The sequence below is a fragment of the Rhizobium leguminosarum bv. viciae USDA 2370 genome (genome assembly GCF_002008365.1).
Lineage (GTDB): Bacteria > Pseudomonadota > Alphaproteobacteria > Rhizobiales > Rhizobiaceae > Rhizobium > Rhizobium leguminosarum.
This window is the reverse complement of record NZ_MRDL01000019.1, coordinates 1-13,544: the sequence shown is the minus strand read 5'-3', so window position 1 is coordinate 13,544 and position 13,544 is coordinate 1. Positions and strand designations below refer to the sequence as shown.

11 protein-coding genes are annotated in these 13,544 nt (G+C 61.2%); 8 read left to right on the top strand and 3 right to left on the bottom strand.

Translation table 11 applies throughout. From position 1 onward, the window contains the following. Position 1: 1 nt before the first annotated feature. From BS629_RS08795 to BS629_RS08785, 3 genes are all read right to left on the bottom strand, one after another. A complete protein-coding gene (locus BS629_RS08795; RefSeq protein ID WP_018244621.1) occupies positions 2–1,999 on the bottom strand; it encodes an ABC transporter ATP-binding protein/permease in 1,998 nt (665 codons plus the stop codon). Positions 2,000–2,117: 118 nt separating this feature from the next. After that, positions 2,118–3,242, bottom strand: coding sequence for an MFS transporter (locus BS629_RS08790; protein ID WP_018244620.1), 1,125 nt, complete (start codon positions 3,240–3,242; stop codon positions 2,118–2,120). 229 nt (positions 3,243–3,471) lie between these two features. Then, positions 3,472–4,371, bottom strand: a complete 900-nt coding sequence (locus tag BS629_RS08785) for a GntR family transcriptional regulator (RefSeq protein ID WP_018244619.1) — start codon at positions 4,369–4,371, stop codon at positions 3,472–3,474. Between the two features lie 227 nt (positions 4,372–4,598). Between BS629_RS08785 and BS629_RS08780 the strand changes: the two genes are divergently transcribed. From BS629_RS08780 to BS629_RS08745, 8 genes are all read left to right on the top strand, one after another. After that, entirely contained in the window at positions 4,599–6,101 is a 1,503-nt protein-coding gene (locus BS629_RS08780; RefSeq protein WP_018244618.1) for a UxaA family hydrolase, read from the top strand. Positions 6,102–6,244: 143 nt separating this feature from the next. Then, on the top strand, positions 6,245–7,264 hold the full coding sequence (locus BS629_RS08775; protein WP_018244617.1) for an aldo/keto reductase: 1,020 nt from the start codon (positions 6,245–6,247) through the stop codon (positions 7,262–7,264). Positions 7,265–7,273: 9 nt separating this feature from the next. Next, entirely contained in the window at positions 7,274–7,720 is a 447-nt protein-coding gene (locus tag BS629_RS08770; RefSeq protein ID WP_018244616.1) for an RbsD/FucU family protein, read from the top strand. A 208-nt stretch (positions 7,721–7,928) separates the two neighbouring features. Further along, positions 7,929–8,918 carry an ABC transporter substrate-binding protein gene (locus BS629_RS08765; protein ID WP_018244615.1) on the top strand — a complete coding sequence of 330 codons (990 nt, stop codon included), beginning with the start codon at positions 7,929–7,931 and terminating at the stop codon, positions 8,916–8,918. A gap of 107 nt (positions 8,919–9,025) precedes the next feature. Continuing rightward, positions 9,026–10,579, top strand: coding sequence for a sugar ABC transporter ATP-binding protein (locus BS629_RS08760; protein ID WP_018244614.1), 1,554 nt, complete (start codon positions 9,026–9,028; stop codon positions 10,577–10,579). A gap of 27 nt (positions 10,580–10,606) precedes the next feature. Continuing rightward, on the top strand, positions 10,607–11,581 hold the full coding sequence (locus BS629_RS08755) for an ABC transporter permease (RefSeq protein WP_018244613.1): 975 nt from the start codon (positions 10,607–10,609) through the stop codon (positions 11,579–11,581). 67 nt (positions 11,582–11,648) lie between these two features. Continuing rightward, positions 11,649–12,668: a zinc-binding alcohol dehydrogenase family protein gene (locus BS629_RS08750; protein WP_018244612.1), complete on the top strand. Its 1,020-nt coding sequence runs from the start codon at positions 11,649–11,651 to the stop codon at positions 12,666–12,668. Between the two features lie 267 nt (positions 12,669–12,935). Next, a complete protein-coding gene (locus BS629_RS08745; RefSeq protein WP_018244611.1) occupies positions 12,936–13,313 on the top strand; it encodes a hypothetical protein in 378 nt (125 codons plus the stop codon). The last annotated feature ends 231 nt before the right edge of the window (positions 13,314–13,544 follow it).

Here is a 13,544-nt window from a genome sequence, read left to right as displayed (position 1 = left end):
TCTATTCGGGGACTGCGCTGTCTTTATTCGAGGTCGTGCTGTTTTTCGGCAAGGAGGGGTTCTTCAAAACGCGTGACAGCAAGTTCCGTTTTCTCTTGCGCGGGACGAGATCGATGTCGCTGACAAGTTTTGCGCCGCCCTCGCGCCGCTCCAGCGTGATCTTGCGGCTATGGAAGGCTTCGAGCTCAGCCCGATGCGCGACGCTGACGATAGTGACTTCAGGCAATTCATCGATCACCATTTGCATCATCTTATCCTGGCTCTTCTCATCGAGTGCTGAGGTTGCTTCATCCAGTACGATGATATCGGGATGGTGGAGCAGCAGACGCGCAAAAGCGAGCCGCTGCTTTTCACCGCCGGACAATGTCTGGTCCCAGGGCGCGTCTTCCTCGATCTTGTCGTTCAGATAGTCGAGCCCCACCTTGTCGAGCGCCGCCTTGATCTCATCCGGCGTCCAGCTATCGGCGGCACCGGGATAGGCGACGGCACGGCGAAGCGTCCCGGACGGAATATAGGGCCGTTGCGGCAGCATGAACAATCGTCTGTCGGCGTGGAAATTGACGCTGCCCTCACCCCACGGCCAAAGACCTGCGATGGCGCGCACCAGCGTGCTCTTGCCCGAACCGGATTCGCCGGCGACGAGCACCCGCTCGCCTGGTTCGATCACGACCTGGGTTTCCTTGACCACGGCGGTGCCATCGTCAAGCGACACGGAGAGATCGTTCAGGCTGAGCATCGCATCGCCTTCCGTTTCACCGCGCTTGATGCGTCCGAGCGCGTTGCTCTGTTCGGCGCGCTCGAGCCCGTCGAGCGACATCATCAGCGAAGCAATACGCCGGGCACAGGCGTTCCAATCGGCGAGACGAGGGTAATTGTCGACCAGCCATCCGAACGCGCTCTGAACGATGGCGAAGGCAGAGGCAGCCTGCATGACCTGCCCAAGCGTCATGCTGCCTTCGAGAAATTTTGGAGCGCACAGCAGAACCGGGACGACCGGCGCAAACAGGCTCGATCCCTGCGACACAAGGGCTGTGCGCATGTGCTGGCGTGCAAGGAGCGCCCATTGCCTGAGCACGTTGGCGAAGGTCTTGCCGAGGTCGTTCCGCTCCTCCTCCTCGCCGCCGAGCAAGGCGATGCTCTCGCCGTTTTCCCTCACATGCGTCAGCGTGTAGCGAAATTCGGCTTCCGCTTGGTTTTTCGCCTCGGAGACGCGGACGAAATGGCGGCCGATGACCGTCATCGAACTGGAGGTGATCGCGGCGTAGAGGACCGCAGTGACGACGAGAAAGCCGGGAATGGTGACGGTCCAACCGGCGATCGTCACAGTGAGGGCCCCGCCGATCGTCCAGAGCACCACGATGAAGGTCGAGGCCGACAGAAAGGCGGCAATGACGCCAGAGATGAAATCGACAGGCGCTTCGGTGGCAATCCGTAAATCCTCCGCGATGCGCGCTTCGGGGTTCTTGTGGTCGCCGCCGATGAGGTTCAACTGATAGTAACGACCGCTTGCGAGCCAGCGCGCGATGACTGCGGTCGTCAGCCAGGAACGCCAGCGGCGCTGGATCATCATGCGAAGGGCGACTTGTGTGGTGACAAGGGCTGCAGTTCCGAGCGCCAGTGGCAGGAATACGACGCTCAGGAAATACACGGTGCGGGCATTATGTTGCTCCAGGGCGTCAAAAATCGCGCGGTTCCAGAGATTGATTCCGTACTGGAAGCCGACATTCATGCCGATCAGGGTCAATAGCCCGATGGTGCATGGCCAGGCGAGCTTGTCACCGCCACGGCCCCAATAGCGGCGCGCGCTGATCCAGAAACGCTTCAGCAAATACCGCCTGCGCGCCTGCTCGGCCTCCTCAGGCGTCAACTCCGGATCGGGGTCGATGGCATCTGGCGGCAGCGCGACTTCTGCAGTCGATGCCGTCTCCTGGCGCGACTTCTCGGCACCGTGCGGTTCGGTGCCATCGACCGATTTCGGTTTGAGTTTAGCGTCGGCCATAAGCGCGATAACGGCTTACACATCGAAATGTTTCATGATGCCGGTGGCGAACATCGCATCAGAGGGCTTGTCGAGAAAATCAGGCAATCACCGGAAGACCGCGACCGTGCTGTCGCTATTACGCCGCGTCTGAGCCCATGCCATAGCTTTCGTTTGCCGCGTTCTGGATCATTCCGATCGCGACCGGCGGCAAGATGAAGCTCCAGATCCCGAGCCAGGCAATCGAAATCAAACTTCCATGGCCTCTGTCGCGTGCGCGATCATTGAGGAGATCACCAAGGGTCATGACAAGAACCGGCAATCCGAGCGGCACGAGGATGGCGATCAGCATGCCAGCAAGCGGCGTCAGCAGGCGCTGCGACCGTGCGGCGCCCGCCAGTTCCCCATGGGTGCGATAAACCCAATAGGCCAGATAGATAAAGGCGGCCACAGCAATGCCGAAGACCAGAAGTGCTAAAAGCAGCGTGACGGGGGAAGAGGTGACGTCGGCATCATTCGCTTGAAACAGATGGACGCCGAACGCCATCAGAAGAATCAGGATCGGCGGCGTGAACAGGATGACAGCGACCAGGAGAGGGGATCGCCGGCGCGGCGCAAGCGGCGTGTGTCGCGGACGCGGAGCTTCATCGAAGGCCAGGTTTCCGGCCGGCACCAGCAATATGACAGCAAGAAGCAGGCAGGCCAGGAAAGCCGAAACGACAGGCACGGCGCCTAGATCGAGGCCGTATAACCACGACGCGCCGATCGGAGCAAAGGCTGAGATCAGGATCGTCGTCGACAAGAGAGTGAGGGCGCAGCCGAAGTCGATTTTGCCCGGTTGCCCGCCCACCAGAAATATCGCGATCGCGAGAGGGAAAACGGCCCGAACCGTGCCGAACACCACACCAAACAAAAACAGAAACGCCGGCGATCCCCACAATGCAGGCGCCGGCAGAAAACTGATGGCGACAATGGCACAGACGAGAATGGGCGAAATCAAAGCCGACCGACCATGGCGGCTCGCGACGATAAACGCCAGGAAGGCGCCGGCAACCCAGCCAAGAGTGGAGCCGAAATAGAAGATCCCGATCGTCTGAGCGCTGCTGCCGGTCATTTGCGAGATCAAGGGAAGGACCGTGCTGAAACCTTGTCCGCCGATTGCCAAAAGAAGCGAGGAAAAAAACAGAGCCCAATAGCGATAGGTGCTCAGGAAATCAGCCAGCGTCCATTCGATGTTGCTGGAAGGGGCAAAGGTGTTTTCCATCGGTGAAACTTGCTCTCCATTCATGATCATCGCGCATCGCAAACGGTGGATGCGTCGACCATGCGCATCGAGGAGGTTATTTCAATAGCTTTGACGCGGCATCCGGACCAGCCCAGAGGTTTTGCCGACATATCGTGACGGATTTATAAATGTCCCCGTCGCGCCGAAACGTGCCAGGGCTGGCATCCGCTCCGTAAGACAACGCTTTCCTGGCGTTGCCCCCGCCACCTCAGGCGGTTTCGGTGGCGATCTGCGGCAGGGATTGCAGGAGGGTCTGGCGGGCGGAGTGCAGATGCGCGCGGCAGGCGGTTTCGATTGCCGCCTGGTCGCGGGATTCCAGCGCTGCGATATAATCCAGATGCTCGTGGATGGCGCGCTCGTTGCGCTGGCGGGCGGCGGTCTTGTTCCACTGGTAGTGATAGTGGAAGACGATGGCGATCGCGTCGTAAAAATCGGCGATGAAGCGGTTCTTCGAGGCACGGTGGATCAGCAAATGGAAGCGCTCATCGAGGACGGAGAAATCCTTGAAGCGCTGGTTGATGTCGGCAAGCATGGCGTGATGTTCGTCGCGGATGGCGGCAAGATCGGCCCAACTCTGATTATCCCTGGAAAGCCGGCCGAATTCGGCGGCGGAATGCAGCTCGAACATCTCGCGCACATCGGCAAGCTCAAGCGCGAATTCGCGGGTGAACCCTTTGAGCGTCCAGTGGCTGTTCGGGCGTTTCTCGATGAGGCCGAAGCGGGAGAAACGGATCAGGAATTCGCGTACGCTGGTCGTGCCGGTGCCGATCTCGCGGGCAAGCTCCAATTCGTTGATCTGCATGCCGGGCGCGGCATCATCGGCAAGGATGCGCTGCATGAAGCTGCGCTCGATAATATCGTGCAGGGAATCGGTTTCTTCGGAGGGAAAGAGGTCGTGGTCAGTCGGCTGGCGCAGCACGATCTTCTGGCGTTTGTTCCAGCGGATGATGCCTTCTTCGCTCAGCCGCGTCAGGATGGCGCGCGCCGTCGAGCGGCTGACGCCGAGCTGGGCGGCGATCTCCGGTTCCGAGGGCAGCGCCGTATCCGTGCGCAGGGCTGCGGCATACCTGTTGTAGGCTTCCTTGAAGACCGTATTCTGCCTTGCCACCAGACCCCGCTTTCCGCCCTCGTGACCGTCGCCCGCTTCAAAGCAGGACGGAGCGGACCGGGGCTTGTTCAAACGACCTTTAGCTTAATTCCGGTCGCCTGCGGCTCATTGCCTCCCTCGTCCACAGGATCAATATTCCCGTTGACTTGAAAATGTTTATTGTAGATAAAAAACAAAATCAATGCGCTTTCGCCGATGTAGCGAGCCTTTCCCAGGGAGATATAGACTTGGACAAACTGCCTTGGATCATCCTTTCGGCCGGCGACAATGTCGCGGTCGCAACGGCGGCAATTGCGCCGGGTTCGACGGTTGCCGGCATTCAGACCCGTGAGAAGATCGACCCCGGCCACAAGGTGGCGATTGCGGATATTCCGCTCGGATCACCCGTGGTCAAATACGGACAGGCGATCGGCCGCACGACGGCCGAGGTCAAGGCCGGCGACCATGTGCACAGCCACAACCTGCATTTCGAAAACGACCGGCTGGCGGCGACCGCCAATTCGGCGCCGGAAACGGCGACCACCGATGACAAGGCGCGCACCTTCATGGGCTATCGCCGCGCCGACGGGCGGGCGGCGACGCGCAACTATATCGGCATCATCGCCAGCGTGAACTGTTCCACCACGGTCTGCCGGGCGATCGCCGACGAGGCGAACCGGACGATACTGCCGCATTACGAGGGCATCGACGGTTTCGTGCCGATCGTCCACGACCAGGGCTGCGGCATGAGCTCGACCGGCGACGGCATGAACGTGCTGCATAGGACGCTCGCCGGCTACACCAGACATGTGAATTTCGGCGGCGTGCTGATGATCGGCCTCGGCTGCGAGGTCAACCAGCTGACGCTGTACGGCCAGAGCGGCGCCGGCGCCTCGAAGCGGCATTTCAACATCCAGGATGCCGGCGGTTCGCGCCGCGCTGTCGAGCGCGCCATGGGCATGCTGCGCGAGATAGCCGCCGATGTCGGCAAGGAAAGGCGCGTGGCGATGTCGATCGGTGAGATCATCATCGGCCTGCAATGCGGCGGCTCGGACGGCTTTTCCGGCATCACCGCCAATCCGGCGCTCGGCGTCGCGGCCGACCTGCTGGCGGCGGCCGGCGGCACGGCGATCCTGTCGGAGACTTCGGAAATCTACGGTGCGGAGCACCTTTTGCGCAGCCGCGCCGTCAGCGACGAGGTGGCAAAGAAGCTCGATGACAAGATCGCCTGGTGGGAAGATTACGTCGCGCTGCACGGCGCCTCGCTCGACAACAATCCGTCGCCCGGCAACAAGCGCGGCGGGCTGACGACCATCCTTGAAAAATCGCTCGGCGCGGTCGCCAAGGGCGGGCGTTCGCCGCTGACGGCGGTCTATGGTTATGCCGAGCGGGTCACGGCCCCCGGCCTCGTCTTCATGGACACGCCCGGCTACGACCCGGTCTCGGCGACCGGCCAGGTGGCCGGTGGGGCAAACATGATCGCCTTTACGACAGGCCGCGGCAGCTGCTTCGGTTGCCGGCCGGCGCCGTCGCTGAAGCTTTCCAGCAATTCGGCGCTTTATGCCTCGATGGAAGAGGACATGGACATCGATTGCGGCACGATCGCCACCGGCGATGCGACGATCAGCGGCAAGGGCCGCGAAATTTTCGATCTCATCGTCGATACGGCATCAGGCAAGAAGACCAAGAGCGAGCTCTTCGGCTATGGCGACAATGAATTCGTGCCCTGGCATCTGGGCGCGACGCTCTAGCCTTTGCTTTGACGCAATCCCAGGAAAACCGCTTCACACTTTTCCGATTGATTTGAAGTACGCAATCCCGGACGGAAAACCGCTTCACACTTTTCCTGGGATTGCTCCATAGACCAAGCTCAAGTTCTTCGCGAGGAGGCATGATGAAGAAGAGACGGATCGGCAAGACCAAGCTGGAGGTGACCGAAATCAGTTTCGGTGCCGCCGCTCTCGGCGGTCTCTACCGCGCCTGCCCGCGCGAGCAGGCGATGGATACGCTGCAGGCGGCCTGGGACAGCGGCATCCGCTATTTCGACGTGGCGCCCTGGTATGGGCTCGGCCTCGCCGAACGGCGGGTCGGCGACTTCCTGCGCGACCAGCCGGATGGCAGTTACGTGCTTTCCACCAAGGTCGGCCGGCTGCTTCGGCCGGTGCCGACCGGCACCGTGCCTGATTACAGCTATGTCGACCCGCTCTCCTTCGACGCCGATTACGACTATTCCTATGACGGCATCATGCGCTCGGTCGAATTCAGCTATGCGCGCCTCGGCCTCAACCGCATCGATATTCTCTATGTGCACGATCTCGGCGTCTACACACATGGCGCGGCGAAAAACGCGGTCCACCAGAAGCAGTTTCTCGATTCCGGCGTGAAGGCGCTGGAGGAACTCAAGTCGTCTGGCGCGATCTCCGCCTTCGGCCTCGGCGTCAACGAAGTGCCCGTCTGCCTCGACGTCATGCGCCATTCCGATCTCGACTGCATCCTGCTTGCCGGCCGCTACACGCTGCTCGACCGCTCGGCCGTCGCCGAACTGCTGCCGCTCTGCCGGCAGAAGGGTACGTCGCTCGTCGTCGGCGGCGTCTTCAACTCCGGCATCCTCGCCACCGGCCCGGTGCCGGGTTCGCATTTCGACTATATGCCTGCTGATGACGATGTGCTTGCCAAGGTCGGCGCGATGGAAGCGATCGCCAAAAGCCACGGAGTGCCGCTGGCAGCGCCCGCCCTGCAGTTTCCGCTACGCGAGGCGATCGTCGCCTCGGTGCTGATCGGCACAGCCAAGCCGTCGAGCCTGACGCGCAATATGGAGATCGTCGAGCCGCGGCTTGCCGACGAGATCTATGCCGAATTCGAACCCTATACGCTGGTCGCGCCGCCGCTCGGCGCCGAAGCCGTCCGAGTCTGAGGAGAGACTATGCTCAAGGGTATTCATCCGCTGCTTGGACCCGACCTGCTTCATGCGCTGAAGACCATGGGGCATGGCGACGACATCGTCATATCAGACGCCAATTTTCCCTCGGGCTCGATGGGTCCGCCGGTCATCCGCGCCGACGGCGTCAGCGCCACTGCGATGGCCGAGGCCATCCTGACGCATATGCCGCTCGACACGTTCGTGCCGGAAGCGGCGTGGCGGATGGAGGTGGTCGGCGATCCCGATGCGATGCCGGAGGTCTGCACCGAATTCCAGCAGATCGTTTCCAAGCACGCCGGCGATTTCCGCATCGTGCCGGTAGAGCGTTTTGCTTTCTACGCGATGGCTCGCAAGGCCACCTACATCGTCGCGACGACGGAATTCCGGCTGTACGGCAACCTGATTTTGAAAAAAGGCGTAGTCCATCCTGATGAGGTCGACATGGCCTGATCCCTATTTTAGGGTATCGTGGTATTGGAATAAAATCAGTTGCTTGGCGGGAGTTTGCCAAAGAAAAAAAGCCGGTTTGGCGCTCTTGCAATTTGATTGCGCCTCGGCTAGCTTCACCCGGCAAATGTTTTTTATCGATAAAAATCGTCCGCCTGCGTTCAGCGGCCGATTTATTTGGAGGAGAACGCACCCTGAGAGGAGAACCCTTATGAGTATCGTGAAATCCCTTCTGTCCCGCCGCGCCTTTACCGCGCTTGCAGGTGCCGCAGTCATCGCCACGGCGATGCCGGCAACGTCGTTTGCCGCCGACGTGACGATCCCGATCATCGTCAAGGACACGACGTCCTTCTACTGGCAGATCGTTCTGGCCGGCGCCCGCAAGGCCGGCAAGGATCTCGGCGTCAACGTGCCGGAACTCGGCGCACAGGCCGAATCCGACGTCAACGGCCAGATCAGCATTCTGGAGAACGCCGTTGCCGGCAAGCCGGCCGCCGTCGTCATTTCGCCGACCGAATTCAAGGCGCTCGGCAAGCCGATCGATGAAGCCGCCAAGTCGGTTCCGATCATCGGCATCGACTCAGGCGCCGACTCCAAGGCGTTCAAGTCGTTCCTGACGACCGACAACGTCCAGGGCGGCCGCATCGCCGCCGACGGTCTTGCCGCCGCCATCAAGGAGATGACCGGCAAGGAAGAAGGCGATATCGTCATCCTCACCAATCTTCCCGGCGTCGGCTCGCTGGAGCAGCGCCGCGAAGGCTTCCTGGATCAGATCAAGACCAAGCATCCCGGCCTGAAGGTCATCGCCGACAAGTATGGCGACGGCCAGGCGACGACCGGCCTCAACATGATGACCGACCTGATCACGGCCAACCCGAACCTCGTCGGCGTCTTCGCCTCGAACCTCATCCTGGCGCAGGGCGTTGGCCAGGCGATCGCCGAAAACAAGCTCGGCGACAAGATCAAGGTCATCGGCTTCGACAGCGACGACAAGACGGTGGGCTTCCTCAAGGATGGCGCGATCGCCGGCCTCGTCGTTCAGGACCCCTATCGCATGGGCTATGACGGCATCAAGACCGCGCTTGCCGTCTCCAAGGGCGAGAAGGTTCCGGAAAATGTCGATACCGGTGCCAATCTCGTCACCAAGGCGAATATGGCCGATCCGAAGATCGACGCACTTCTGAACCCGAAGATCAAGTAACAAAAACAGACAGGCCGCGCCGGCTTCAAAAACCGGCGCGGCCTTTTCCATCCGTGGTATGTTTTGTGCGGGATGGAGAGCAGAGGCGACACAAGGAGGAGAGGTCCATGATCGGACTGGAAGAGGTCAGTCATCGCCATGATGACAGCGCGACGCTGAAAGAAGCCAATCGAATTCCCGCCGGATCGCCTATCCTCGAACTCAAGGGCCTGCAGAAGAATTATGGTCATGTGCAGGCGCTGAAGCCAGCGACGCTGACCTTCCTTGCCGGTGAAATCCACGCCATCGTCGGGGAAAACGGCGCCGGCAAATCCACCCTTATCAAATTGCTGACCGGCGTCATTACCCGCACGGCAGGCGAAGTGCTGTGGTGCGGCCAGCCGGTGGGGCTGTCGACGCCGAACGAGGCGATCGCCCGCGGCATCAACGCCGTCCACCAGGAAGTCGTGCTGTGCCGGCACCTGACGGTTGCCGCCAATCTTTTCCTCGGCGACGAGGTCAACCGCTACGGCCTGATGCGCAAGAAGCAGATGGAGAAGATGGCGCAGGCCGTGCTTGACGATCTCGGCTTCGGCCTGCCGGCCGGTGCGCTGTTGAGCTCGCTGACGATCGGCCAGCAGCAGCTGGTGGCGACGGCGCGCGCGGCGATGCGCGGCACGCAGTTCCTGATCTTCGACGAACCCACGGCCTATCTGACGCGCCAGGAATCGGCGCAGCTCTTCAAGCTGATCCGCCGCCTGCAGGGCGAAGGCGTCACGATCGTCTATATCAGCCACCGTATGGAGGAAGTGTTCGAGCTGGCCGACCGTGTCTCGGTGCTGCGCGACGGCACGCATGTCGGCACGCGGCTGATCGGCGAGACAAACGATGCCGAACTGATCGCTTTGATGATCAACCGCTCGATCGAGCAGATCTACCACAAGGAAGAGATTGCGATCGGCGAGACGATCGTCGAGGTCAAGGGCCTCTCCGGCCCGGGCTTCGAAGATGTGTCGCTCAGCGTCAAGGCAGGACAGATCGTCGGCCTCTACGGGCTGATCGGCGCCGGCCGCAGCGAATTCGCGCTCGGCCTCTACGGACGCCAGCCGATCAGCGCCGGCGAAATCCACTGGAGGGGCAAACGTGTCGATATCCGCAACGAACGCACCGCCATGGAACTCGGCATTGCGCTCGCGCCCGAAAGCCGGCGCGACCAGGGGCTTTGCCTCAACCTGCCGATCGGCCTCAACATCAACCTGCCGGTGTTCGGGCGCCTCAGCCACGGTCCTGTCATCAATCACGCACGCGAATCGGCCAATGCCGACAAGCAGATCCGCGATCTCAGCATCAAGACGCCGAGCCGGCGCGTTCCGGCCTCCAGCATGTCGGGCGGCAACCAGCAGAAGATCGTCATCGGCAAGTGGCTGAGCCACGGCGCCCGGCTCTTCATCTTTGACGAGCCGACCGTCGGCGTCGACGTCGGTACCAAGGCGGAAATCTACCGGCTGTTCGCCAAGCTTCTGAAGGACGGCGCGGGCATCATCCTGATCTCCTCCTACCTGCCCGAGGTCTACGAACTGGCCGACCGGCTGCACGTCTTCCGCGCCGGCAAAATCGTCGCGAGCCATGATTTCCACGCGGCGACGCATGAACAAGTGCTCAGCGAAGCGATCGGCGTCTGAGCCAAAAGAATAAGAGGGAGAAAATTCATGACTGCCACCCCCACAGAAATCGTCGCACCGCCGCCGCGCCGGAAAATGAACATCCTGTTCGGCCTGACGCTGATCGGCCTGCTGATCTTCCTCTGGATCGTGCTCGCCGTTGTCACCCCGAGCTTCTGGACGCCGCTCAACATCTCGAACCTGCTGCGTCAGGGCGCTATGACGGCGATCCTCGCACTCGGCCAAACCTTCGTCATCATCACCGCCGGCATCGACCTTTCGGTCGGCGCCATTGTCGGCTTCTGCACGGTGATCATCGCCTGGCTGCTGCAGGCCGGCGTACCGGTATGGGGTGCGATCGCGCTGACGCTGCTCATGGGTGTGGCGATCGGCGCCTTCCATGGCTTCGGCATCGTGCATATGGGCCTGCCGCCGTTCATCATCACGCTGGCAACCCTGACATCGCTGCGCGGCATCGGCCTGCTGATCACCAACGGTTCGACGATCAACATCACCAATGAGGGCTTCAGCAATTTCGCCCGCGCCGATCTGCTCAGTATTCCGAGCCTGTTCTGGATGGTCATCCTGGTGGCGGTCCCCTCCTTCATCTTCCTGCATCTGAGCCGCTGGGGCCGCTATCTCTTCGCGGTCGGTTCGAATGCCGAGGCGGCGCGCCTTTCCGGCGTCAACGTCAAGGGCATGATCTACCTTGCCTATATCCTCTCGGCCTCCTTCGCCGCCTTCGTCGGCGTGCTGCTGGCCTCGCGCATCGCGATCGGCAATGCGACACAGGCCGACGGCTGGGAACTGCAGGCGATCGCCTCCTCCGTTATCGGCGGCACCAGCCTGTTCGGCGCGGTCGGCTCGGTGCACGGCCCGCTGATCGGCGCCTTCATTCTCGCCACCATCAACAACGGCGCGAACCTTCTGAACGTCAACTCCTTCTGGCAGCGTATCATCACCGGTCTCTTGATCATCGTGATCGTGTTCTTCGACCAGCTGCGCCGCCGCAAGAGCAATTAAGAGGCGAGCAAGAGACAGCCGGCCTGAACCAGCCGGCTTCTTCCATTTCAGGAATGCGAGACCCGTCATGAAAGCAGTTCTTTGCCGGGAGCCCGGCGTGCTCGATATCGTCGAGCGTCCTTCGCCAGCGGCTCCCGCCGCCGGCTGGGTGCGGCTTGCCGTCAGCCATGTCGGCATCTGCGGCACCGACTACCACATCTTCGAGGGCAAACATCCCTTCCTCGAATATCCCCGGGTGATGGGGCATGAGATCTCGGCGACGGTGCTGGAAGCGGGCGACGGCGTTGCCATGGCGGTCGGCACGCCCGTCATCGTCAATCCCTATCTCTCCTGCGGGCAATGTATCGCCTGCCGTCAGGACAAGCCGAATTGCTGCACCAATATCAAGGTGCTCGGTGTCCATACGGATGGCGCCTTCTGCGAGGAGATTTCGGTTCCGGCCGAGAACCTCTATGCCGCCAAAGGTGTAAGCCTCGAGGCGGCGGCGACCACCGAGTTTCTGGCGATCGGCGCCCATGCGGTGCGCCGTTCGATGACCGGTGCGGGAAAGCGGGCGCTCGTCATCGGCGCCGGGCCGATCGGGCTCGGGGCGGCGATCTTCTCGCGCATTGCCGGCCATGAGGTGACGCTGCTCGATACCAGCACCGAGCGGCTGCAGATGGCATCCGAGCGCTTCGGCTTCATTTCCGGCATCGTTGCCAACGAGGCGACAGCGGAAGCCGTACGGGAAAAGACCAATGGCGACGGTTTCGACGTGGTCTTCGATGCGACGGGGTACGGCCCTTCGATGGAAAAGGCCTTCTCCTTCGTCGCCCATGGCGGCGCGCTGGTGCTGGTCAGCGTCGTCAAGGACGATATCCGCTTCTCCGATCCCGAATTCCACAAGCGCGAGATGATGGTGATCGGCAGCCGCAACGCCACCCGCGTCGATTTCGAGCATGTGGCGGATTCGATCGCCAAAGGGCTGGTGCCGGTGGACAAACTCATCACCCACCGCACGACGCTTGCCGATGCACCGCGCGATCTCGCGCGCTGGGCGCATGAGAAGAATGGGCTGATCAAGGCGGTGATCAGTGTTGGTGCTTAGGGCAATCCCAAGGTACGAAGTCGCATAGCGATTGCCTTGAACGCTTCCGGCAAATCTCGTCGGGAGCCGTTGGACCTTGGTCTTTCCACAAGACGTTCTAATGGGTGAGCCCGGAAACAACGCGGTTCTGACTCAGACCGGCGCCCGCGATTTCGCGCAACATTTCTCAATCAAAAAGCACACAGACGAAAACGGAAGTGTCCATAAGTAGGGCCCGCCGGATACTCGGCAGATGTTCATCAATTGAGTGATGGAAAGGGTCGGGCGATGAAAATGCGAATTGCTTCCTTGGCAATGACTATTGCGCTGACAATGCCGCTTGTGGTGCCTGCCCGTGCGCAGGTGGTCATCCAGGAAGGCCAGGGATCGGAATTCTATGCTGATCCTGACGACAACCAGACGGAAACGGATTTTCTGCAGCGATGGAATCGCCACCACGACCAGCGAAGCGGATGGCGCCCAGGTCGGGACAATTTCGGGCCAGACGATGCGGTTCGCCTCCTCGAACGGCGTGGTTATCGCGTCAGAGATGTGAGGGACGTGGGTGAACGATATCTGATCAGAGCATGGCGAGACGGGGACGATCTCCTCGTGAGTGTCTCCCGCAGGGGTGAGATCATGGGCGTCGTCCATGATCGCGAGTGATAAGCGCATGAGAAGAATGGGTGATCAAGGCTGTCATCAGTATTGGCGGCTAGGCAGCGCTGGAAAAGTCCTACGGCGTTAGGCGCCTATCTTGTCATGTTCGCGGTATCTGCTGCGTAGTTTCCCACACACTCCGTCATCCTCGGGCTCGACCCCATAGGCGCTAACTTAGTCTTGACGGTGATGATCGTCGATGATTCACCGTGGTTATGAGCGATTTGTTGCAAGCGT